This window comes from Acinetobacter uliginosus, assembly GCF_044130295.1.
Classification (GTDB): domain Bacteria; phylum Pseudomonadota; class Gammaproteobacteria; order Pseudomonadales; family Moraxellaceae; genus Acinetobacter.
Genome location: NZ_JBIQOC010000116.1, coordinates 1 through 9642, shown reverse-complemented (window position 1 = coordinate 9642; position 9642 = coordinate 1). Strand labels below are relative to the sequence as shown.

Below are 9642 nucleotides of genomic sequence, written 5' to 3'. Positions count from 1 at the left end.
GAAAGAAGAACTTTAAAAGCTTTATTTTCACCCGATAAAATACCCATAAAACAAGAGGAAGCTCAAATGAGCTTCCTCTTGTGAAAAATTGTGGGACAGCAATGGTCTTGCGACTACCTTTTCTGTTGAATTTATGCATTCTGCATAAATTTACCATTATTTACGTTGCTGATTTTTCAAGTAATCCTGAATACTCATTGGCGTTGGACGGGCTGAACCGACTGCTGGAGCAGGTGCCGCTGCTGCCTCATTTTGCTGACGTTGAATGGCTGGCACATCATCATCTTCAACGACAGCCTGAGCCGTATGAGTGACTGGACGTGTTGCAGACTGTACTGATGGGCGTTTTACCGTATCTGCAGAGTCCGCTGAATTACGGGTCAAACCGGTTGCAATTACAGTGACACTGATTTCATCACGCGCATCCGGATCAAAGACCGTACCGTAAAACACCTGACCTTCATCAAGATCGACAATCTGGTTGACGACATCGGTAATTTCTTCAATTTCACCGAAGGTCACATCATCACCACCGGTGACGTTAATTAAAATGCCTTTGGCATTCATAATAGTCACGTTATCCAGTAATGGGCTGCGAATAGCCTGTTCAGCCGCCTGACGGGCGCGTGTTTCACCACGGCCTGAACCCACACCCATCATCGCATAACCGCGAGTGCTCATGGCCGTTTTCAAATCAGCAAAGTCAAGGTTGATATGACCGGGACGAACCACCAGATCAAAAATACTGCGCACTGCATTCAGCAATACATCATCTGCCTTTTTATAAGCATCTTTCATGGAAATGTCACGGAAGACTTTAAGCAAACGCTGGTTAGGAATAATAATTAATGAATCGACATGTGCTTCCAGAGCTTCAATGCCTTTTTCTGCCGACTGTTGACGACGCTTACCTTCAAAGTTAAACGGAGTCGTCACCACACCCACAGTTAAAATGCCCATTTCTTTGGCAATTTCAGCAACAACTGGCGCAGCACCCGTACCTGTACCACCACCCATACCGGCAGTGACAAATACCATATCGGTACCCTCCAGATGTTGGCGAATCAGTTCACGGCTTTCTTCAGCAGCAGTTTGACCTACTTGCGGATTTGCACCTGCCCCCAGACCACGCGTGCTTTGTTCACCTAACTGGATTTTGAATTGGGCATTCATACGGTCTAAAGCTTGTTTGTCGGTATTGGCACAAACAAATTTTACCCCTTGAATGTCGGATTCAAGCATGTGTTGCACGGCATTACCACCAGCACCACCAACACCAAATACAGTGAAACGGGCTTGACCGTTGCTATCGTTTTGATCATCTTCTAAAAATTCAAATGAGGCCATGACCTTTGGATTTCCTAATTCGTAATTGGCAGTCACTTAAGCCCGTATACTGCCTTGATCTTAATAAAAATTGAGTTTAGGATGCTGTCCAACCACACACTTGTCAAGTGCAAGCCGTTAGACGAACAACTTCCTTACAATATTCCCAATAAATTTCACTTAAAATATCGATTTTAACTGATTGTTTAACGCTGACCATGCCCGACCGACCCGCTTAAATAGAGTCAGTTTTTCAGGATCTGTCGCTTCTACAATAGTATCTTGCGTATCACTTTGGCTAAACATCAACAAGCCGGCAGCAGTGGCATACTGTGAACGGCGCAAAGCCGCCTGATTCTGTTCATCAGCATGTACTTGTACTGGTGGATTGCCTAAATGCGCTGACACCCCCAACATATGACGTGCCAAATTCACCATACCTTCAATTTGACTAGCATCACCCGTCAGAACTACACCATGATACAGACCATGAATGGCCCCATTCTGCTTTAATTCTTGATGAACCTGGGTCAGAATTTCTTCATAACGCGCAATAATGATTTCTGCCAATTCAATACGGCTAATGGTCTGTGGACCATCAATGCCCTGAAATTGAATCATATGGTCAGGTTTAACCACTTTCAGGTCAACACAGCCATACAACAATTTCAGCCGTTCAGCTTCTTCAGTGGTGGTTTGCAATACCGCAGCAATATCACGGGTGACATGCTCTCCCCCACGCTGCAAAGTATGCGTCAATGCCAAGCGACCATCCAGATAAACGGCAATATTGGTGGTACCGGCACCGATATCGACCAAACATACCCCATATTCTTTTTCATCTTTCAGCAAACTGGCTTCAGCTGTTGCCAAACAGGAAACCACCATTTTCTCCACGCCAATATTAGCCCCTTTAAGGGCACGATCCAGATTTTGCATGGTGCTGATTGGCAACATCATCAGCTGATAATGCCCGATCATGCTATGAGCAGACATGCGAATCGGATTTTGCACCCATTCCGCAGAATCATCCAGTTCAAAACCTAAAGGTACCGCACTCACCAGATAATGGTCTGAAGTCAAATGACTGGCTTTGGCCAATTCGAGTGCACGAACCACTTCGCTTGTTGTAATTGTGTGGTCGCTATTTTCAATCGGAGTACGGCCTGAGGCATAAAAGCTTTTTAATTCTGCACTTGGAATGGAAACCCAGGCAGAATGCACCCGGCATTCAGCCATATCTTCTGCTTCTTGTACGGCATTTTTAATTGCAGTGATGACCTTATCGAGACTTACAATTTTCCCTTTATTCATGCCTCGGTTACGAGCGGTTGCCATCCCAATCACTTGGATATTGTCTGGCGCATGTACCTTACCAATCAAAACTGAAACTTTGTGTGTCCCAATGTCAATCGCAACAACCGAGGGAACAGCTTCATTCATTATCTACTACTACCATTACGTGTTTAGTTAATTTATGGCCTTAAGCCTCTATTTTATATAAAGCCGCTCAATTATGGCTTTACCGTTCTTGTATCTGCAATGCTTGTGTCATCAATCGTTACAACAAAATGACCATTTACAATATTCGGGGGTGCTGCATTCTTCCATTGTATGGCCAATCCGTTTCTATAACGCAAGTCTACTGATGAAATTTTAGCCCAAACGGGTTTTAGATCACTTTGTGCCAGATGACTTAAGCGTTGAAGTTTACCCATGGTCTGATCCTGATCGACAATAATGCGTAAACCTGAATCAAACTGCATGAACCAGGTCATACGTTCTGTTAAATATAATTCTTTTAAACGAATGTTGACCGGCAGGAACAACTGGTTAATTTCATTGTAGCGACGCATCATCATTTTTGACTGAGAAGCGGGACCATGCAGCAAAGGTAATTTCTGGTTATTCTGCGGCACCACTTCTGCAAAAATATCACCACTGTCACTCAATAGCCGTCCGGTTCCCCAACGAGCAATGGCATGACGCGGCATGACGCGCACACGAATTGAATTTGGCCATGCACGTGAGACTACCACGCGATCCACCCAAGACAACGCTAAAGCCTGATCGCGGATTTGTTCCAGATCAGAGGTAAAATAATTTTCTGTCACCTTGGGTGCAACATGAGTCATGACCTGGCGATTTTCAGCCTCTGAGCGGGTACCCACTACACTCAGTTTAGCCACCTGGGCATCCGTCATAACACCATACAGACCATAAATCCCCACTGCCAATACGGCAAGTGCAACCAGCAACAACAACCAGCCACCCAAATTCGCAAGCTTTTCCTTAGGTGTAGGTAGCTTTTCATGAATAGAGGTAATTGCTGCTCGTTTACGACGCATTGAAGCAGGGAGTTGAGCCATAATCTAGTAAGCCGCAGCCGTTAAAGTCTGTTCTAAAATCGCCACACATAACTCATCAAAACTATAGCCCACAGCTTTTGCCGCCTTTGGTACTAGAGAATGACTGGTCATGCCCGGAACAGTATTCACTTCCAGTAACCAGAAGTTGCCCTGTTCATCCTGCATGGCATCAATACGCCCCCAACCACTTGCACCTACGGCCTGGAAAGCACGTAAACACAAAGCTTGCAGACGTTTTTCTTCTTCTTCGGTTAAACCACACGGAATGCCGTACTGCACGTCATTACGGTTGTATTTGGCTTCATAGTCATAGAATGCCACATCTTTTGGCGGTTCCAAGCGAATAATCGGCAAAGCCTGACCATTTAAAATCACAATAGTAAATTCACGGCCGGTAATCCATTTTTCTGCCATCACCACGGCATCATGCTCAGTGGCTTTGGCAATTGCATCGGCAAAGTCTTCCTTACGTTCAACTTTACTCATACCAATACTTGAACCTTCATGTACCGGTTTGATAATAAACGGCAGACCAATGCTGTCCACTATGGCATCCAGATCAGAATCTTTGGTCACAATGCGATAGGGGGCCGTTGGCAGTTCCGAACCTTGCCAGACCTGCTTGGTCTTCACCTTATCCATGCCAATCGCAGAACCTTGCACACCGGTACCGGTATAAGGAATATTCAACCATTCCAATGTACCTTGGATTTGACCGTCTTCACCACCGCGACCATGCAAGACAATAAAAGCACGGTCATAGTTCACCAGTTCAGTTACACTACGCTCTTGCGGGTCAAAAGCTTCGGCATTCACGCCCGAACGCACCAATGCTTCAAGCACAGCTTTACCACTATCTAGAGAAACCTCGCGCTCAGCTGATTTACCACCAAGCAATACGGCAACTTTACCGAATTTTGAAGCATTTGCCACGTTTATATCCTTAAACTTTATAACTGAACAATCACACTCAAAAACACACAAAGTGATTATTTTAAATACAACTTATTTTGTGCAAGCTCAACCGAGATCGCACCCACATTACCTGCGCCTTGCGTTAATAACAAGTCATTTGGCTGCAACACTTTTTGCATCACATTTTGTAAATTGCCATCTACAGGATCAATCAAAATCGGTTCAACCTCACCGCGCAAACGGATACTGCGCGCCAGACTGCGACTATCTGCCCCGACAATCGGCTTCTCGCCTGCAGGATACACTTCCAGCAATAACAATTGGTCAACTTGTGACAATACATCGACGAAGTCATCAAAGCAGTCGCGGGTACGGGTAAAGCGATGCGGCTGGAACATCATCACCAGACGGCGGTCTGGATGACTTTGACGTGCAGCCTTAATGGTAGCTTCGACTTCTTTAGGATGATGACCATAGTCATCCACCAGTTTCACATTGCCACCTTCAATCTCAAATTCACCTTGAACCTGGAAGCGACGGCCCACACCGCTAAAGCCTTCTAATGCACGGCAGATCGCGCCATCAGAAACGCCTTCATCCGTAGCGATACCGATTGCTGCCAAAGCATTAAGCACATTATGCAGACCCGGCTGGTTCACCGTCACACGAAGCGGTTCACGGTTTTTACGCAGCACGGTAAAGTGAGTACGCATACCGTCCTGATCAACATCGACAGCACGGATGTCATTGTCTTCATTAAAGCCATAAGTCAACACTGGACGACCAATACGTGGCATGATTTCACGGATGTTGGCATCATCACCGCACACCACAGCCAGACCGTAGAATGGAAGTTTTTGCAGGAACTGGACAAAGGTATCTTTCAAGACATCAAAGCTACCGCCATAGGTATCCATATGATCCGCATCGATGTTGGTCACAATGGTGGCCATAGGCTGCAAGTGCAGGAATGATGCATCTGACTCATCCGCTTCAGCCACGATATAACGGCTGGCACCCAGTGCCGCATTGACACCGGTACGGTTTAGCAAACCACCAATCACATAGGTTGGATCCAGGTTTTCTTCCGCCAGCATACAGGTCACCAGACTTGTCGTGGTGGTTTTACCATGCGTACCGGCAACAGCAATACCGTGACGGTAACGCATCAGCTCACCCAGCATTTCCGCACGGCGAACCACTGGAATACGGCTTTCAATTGCGGCCTTGATTTCCGGGTTTTCCGGATCAATCGCGGTTGAAACCACCAGTACATTGGCATCTTTAATATTTTCAGCCGTATGACCGATATAAACCTTGATACCGTTTTCTTCAAGTTGCGCCGTAGTTTTAGACGCTTTGATGTCTGAACCAGAGACCTGATAGCCTTGGTTCTTCAATACTTCTGCGATACCACACATCCCTGCACCGCCGATTCCCACAAAATGAATGTGTTTGATACGGCGCATTTCAGGCACTTTGATTAACTTTTTTGCTTGATCAGCAGGAGTAGATGGAGACATATATTACTCTAATTACAATTCTTGAATTAAACGAACCACGTGTTGGGTTGCATCTGGTTGAGCCTGTTGACGTGCCTTGACTGCCATTTCAGACAACAATTGGCGATTCATCAACGGGACTAAAAGTTCTTTTAAACTGTCTGGGGTTAAGGTAGATTGTGGACAAATTTTTGCCGCCCCACTTTTGGCTAAAAATCTGGCATTCGCCGTCTGGTGATCATCGACCGCACTTGGCAGCGGCACAAAAACAGCTGCCACACCTGCCGTTGCAATTTCTGTCACGGTTAAAGCACCAGCACGACAAATAATCAGATCGGCATCAGCATAGGCTTTGGCCATATCTTCAATAAAGGGTTGTACTTTAACCTGCAACGATGCCGGCTTATCAGCATAACGGGCACGGGTTGCCTCGGCATGGTTTTGACCACATTGATGATACACATTCAATGGTACGTTTAGCTGCTTTAACGCTTCCGGTACACGCTCATTCAATGCTTGCGCGCCCAATGAACCACCGACAATCAGTACACGTAGTGGCAAACCAGCTTTTTCACGTTCCTGATAACGCCAGGACGGACTTAAAATTTCAGTAATTTCTTTACGAACCGGATTGCCTGTGGTCACAATTTTTGCACTTTCAGCAAAAGTACCGGGAAATGCCTGACACACTTTTTTGGCAATACGTGATAACTGGGTATTGGTAAAACCTGCAATGGCGTTTTGCTCGTGAATAATCACGGGAATGCCCAAGGCACGGGCAGCCAAACCACCGGGACCAGCCACATAACCGCCAAAACCGGCTACGGCATCGACTTTCAGCTGTTTCATATAGCGCATGGCGCTTAAGGTAGCTTTTAAAATTTTAAACGGTGCCAATAACTTACGTACAGGACCATTACCACGTACACCCTGAATATCAATCTGGTAAATTGGAATATTGTGATTTTTTAATAAGCGGTTTTCCATGCCTGTCGGCGTTGCCAACCAGGACACTTGAATTCCCTGCTGCTGTAATTGTTTGGCAACAGCAAGTGCTGGAAAAACATGCCCACCGGTTCCGGCAGCCATCATCATCACATGTTTCGGCTTTGTTTGCGTTGCTTCGGTCACAGTCTAATTCTTCAATTCTAAAATAGGAATAACGAAATTTGATTTTAAGCTAACAATTGTAATCACAAACGCATAACCGTGAAAGGTTATTTACTTTTTTTCAACATGCGTTTCATTGTTTTTTTCTTCAGATTTTAAAGTTTAAACTAGTTTTATTGATAATCGAGCAAAATATATATTTTTTAAGCAATTTTATGACCTGTCTTTTGAACAATGCATAAATTCCCGTCCCTTTGTATCCCCAAATAAAAAGCAAGAAAAGGAACGGATCAAACAGAATAAAAAAGAGCTCTTATTTTAGTAGGAGCTCTTTTTTTTATAAACATCAGACTTATGCTTTTACTTTTAAACCTGTTTCCAGAACAGCAAATAAATCGTCGGCAATAGATGTGCCAAACTGTGCATCAATCTCACGAATACAGGTTGGACTGGTAACATTGATTTCTGTCACATAATTGCCAATTACATCTAATCCCACAAAAATCAGGCCTTTTTCTCTGAGATAAGGGCCTACTTTTGCCGCAATCGCTTTATCATTTTCAGTTAAGGGACGGGCTTGACCTAGACCACCGGCTGCCAGATTGCCGCGCACTTCACCATTTTGCGGAATACGGGCTAAACAGTAAGGTATAGGCTCACCATTTACCATCAGGATGCGCTTATCGCCCTCAACAATTTCCGGAATATAACGCTGCGCCATAATCGGCCGGGTACCGTTATTGGTCAGCATTTCAATGGTCGATCCAATATTGATGCCATCTTGATACAAACGGAAAATGCCTGTACCACCCATCCCGTCCAGTGGTTTTACAATCACATCCACCTGTTCTTTTAGAAACTCGCGGATTAGCCCTTCATTTGAGGTCACCAGAGTCGGAACCTGAAGTTCAGGGAACTGGGTGGCGAACAATTTTTCGTTGCAGTCACGCAGGCTTTTCGGCTTGTTAATAATCCACGCCCCTTCACGCTCGGCCTGTTCTAGAATATACGTGGTATAAACAAAATTCATGTCGAAAGGCGGGTCTTTACGCATCAACACCACGTCATAAGCTGCAATCGATTCTTTTTTCTTTTCACCCAATTCATAATAATGGTTATAGTCTTCAAACACTTTTAGTGGTGAAATCAAACCGAAGGCTTTGCCCTGATCGATATATAAATCTTGCTGTAATGCATAACCCAACTCATGCCCACGACGGCTGGCAGCCCACAGCATGGCCATAGAAGAATCTTTTTTCAGGTTTACATTTTCGATGGGATCCATCACAACAAGTACGCGCATATCGATCTGCTCATGTATTTTTAACTTGAGAAAAGTATAACGGAGTTTAATCTTTCTTTTTTCTCAATTTTAATAAAGCTTGTATCGAATCATTTGAAAGCGGCAAGGAGTACCTCATGCAACAAGCGATTATTGGATTTCATTTAGATGAAGAAAACCATTGGGTTGCAAACCTTTCCTGTGGCCATACCCAGCATGTTCGACATAATCCGCCTTGGCAAAACCACCCGTGGGTGATAACTGAACAAGGTCGAAAAGAGAAACTAGGAATAATATTGGAGTGTAAGAAATGTGAAGAACCAATTTAATTATGATTCCATAAAGGATAAATAATAAAATAATTATGCAGAATACAATATTATATCTTATTTATCCCATCTTAAAAAATAATTTTATTTTAACCTTATAAAATTTAAAACTGCTTAAATAATAAAGTACGGACAATTTAAATCAAAATATTTAAAAAATAAAATTTTCATCAATCATATTCACCCCAACCAGTTTAATTTTTATTTAACAAAAAAATACCTTATTAGACTTAAAAAAACATAATCTTTCATAATCTTTATTAAAATAATAACCATTAACTTATTTCTAATATAAAACAAATCCTCTTTATTCTCACAATAAAAAATCATGAGCAATTTATTTAAATAGCTATGCACTTTAATTTATTTTAAGGGGCAAGATTTTTAAAAATATGTTTCAGGTTATCCAGCATTTTTTCAATTTGTAACGGTGTTAAGCCATCAAAAGATTGTTCTAATACGACCAGGCTGAGATCATTAATTTTTTGAATCATTTGTTGTCCTTTATCTGTTAATAATACTCGCGTAATTCGAGCATCATCTTCACAACAATAAGTATTTACTAATCCTTCTTCTTTTAAGCGATAGACCACTTTGGTGGTGGTCGACATTTTAGAAATCAACATTTCCGACAGATCAGATACGCTAGCCTTATTTTTGGATTGTAATGCCAGCAAGATACGACGGCGCGAATTATCTAAACCATATAGGACTTACGCAGTATTATTTATAGATTCTCTGTGGTAGCAGATGATTTTTATCGAGAATAAAGTCATCAATGAAGTTTTTGATCATTGGTCTAAATAATT

General features: G+C 43.2%; 8 protein-coding genes and 1 pseudogene. 1 reads left to right on the top strand and 8 read right to left on the bottom strand.

What is annotated here, in order from left to right; all coding sequences use genetic code 11:
* Positions 1-156: 156 nt before the first annotated feature.
* The 7 genes from ftsZ to gshB form a co-directional block, all read right to left on the bottom strand.
* Positions 157-1347 (bottom strand): cell division protein FtsZ, encoded by a 1191-nt coding sequence (gene ftsZ / locus ACE01T_RS16310; RefSeq protein WP_166170612.1) that lies wholly within the window; start codon positions 1345-1347, stop codon positions 157-159.
* 159 nt (positions 1348-1506) lie between these two features.
* On the bottom strand, positions 1507-2769 hold the full coding sequence (gene ftsA / locus ACE01T_RS16305) for a cell division protein FtsA (protein WP_166170610.1): 1263 nt from the start codon (positions 2767-2769) through the stop codon (positions 1507-1509).
* 71 nt (positions 2770-2840) lie between these two features.
* Positions 2841-3695 (bottom strand): cell division protein FtsQ/DivIB, encoded by an 855-nt coding sequence (locus tag ACE01T_RS16300; protein ID WP_166170608.1) that lies wholly within the window; start codon positions 3693-3695, stop codon positions 2841-2843.
* Positions 3696-3698: 3 nt separating this feature from the next.
* Positions 3699-4628 (bottom strand): D-alanine--D-alanine ligase, encoded by a 930-nt coding sequence (locus ACE01T_RS16295; RefSeq protein WP_395519684.1) that lies wholly within the window; start codon positions 4626-4628, stop codon positions 3699-3701.
* Positions 4629-4684: 56 nt separating this feature from the next.
* Positions 4685-6133 carry a UDP-N-acetylmuramate--L-alanine ligase gene (gene murC, locus ACE01T_RS16290; protein WP_166170604.1) on the bottom strand — a complete coding sequence of 483 codons (1449 nt, stop codon included), beginning with the start codon at positions 6131-6133 and terminating at the stop codon, positions 4685-4687.
* 12 nt (positions 6134-6145) lie between these two features.
* Positions 6146-7243: an undecaprenyldiphospho-muramoylpentapeptide beta-N-acetylglucosaminyltransferase gene (murG, locus tag ACE01T_RS16285; protein ID WP_166170602.1), complete on the bottom strand. Its 1098-nt coding sequence runs from the start codon at positions 7241-7243 to the stop codon at positions 6146-6148.
* 331 nt (positions 7244-7574) lie between these two features.
* Positions 7575-8525: a glutathione synthase gene (gene gshB / locus ACE01T_RS16280; protein ID WP_395519683.1), complete on the bottom strand. Its 951-nt coding sequence runs from the start codon at positions 8523-8525 to the stop codon at positions 7575-7577.
* 116 nt (positions 8526-8641) lie between these two features.
* Between gshB and ACE01T_RS16275 the strand changes: the two genes are divergently transcribed.
* Complete coding sequence (locus ACE01T_RS16275; RefSeq protein WP_395519682.1) at positions 8642-8833, top strand: DUF3565 domain-containing protein; 192 nt, start codon at positions 8642-8644, stop codon at positions 8831-8833.
* A gap of 368 nt (positions 8834-9201) precedes the next feature.
* On the opposite strand, the pseudogene ACE01T_RS16270 reads toward ACE01T_RS16275, so the two are convergent.
* A pseudogene (locus ACE01T_RS16270) lies at positions 9202-9540 on the bottom strand (MarR family winged helix-turn-helix transcriptional regulator); the annotation flags it as partial.
* Positions 9541-9642: the final 102 nt, after the last annotated feature.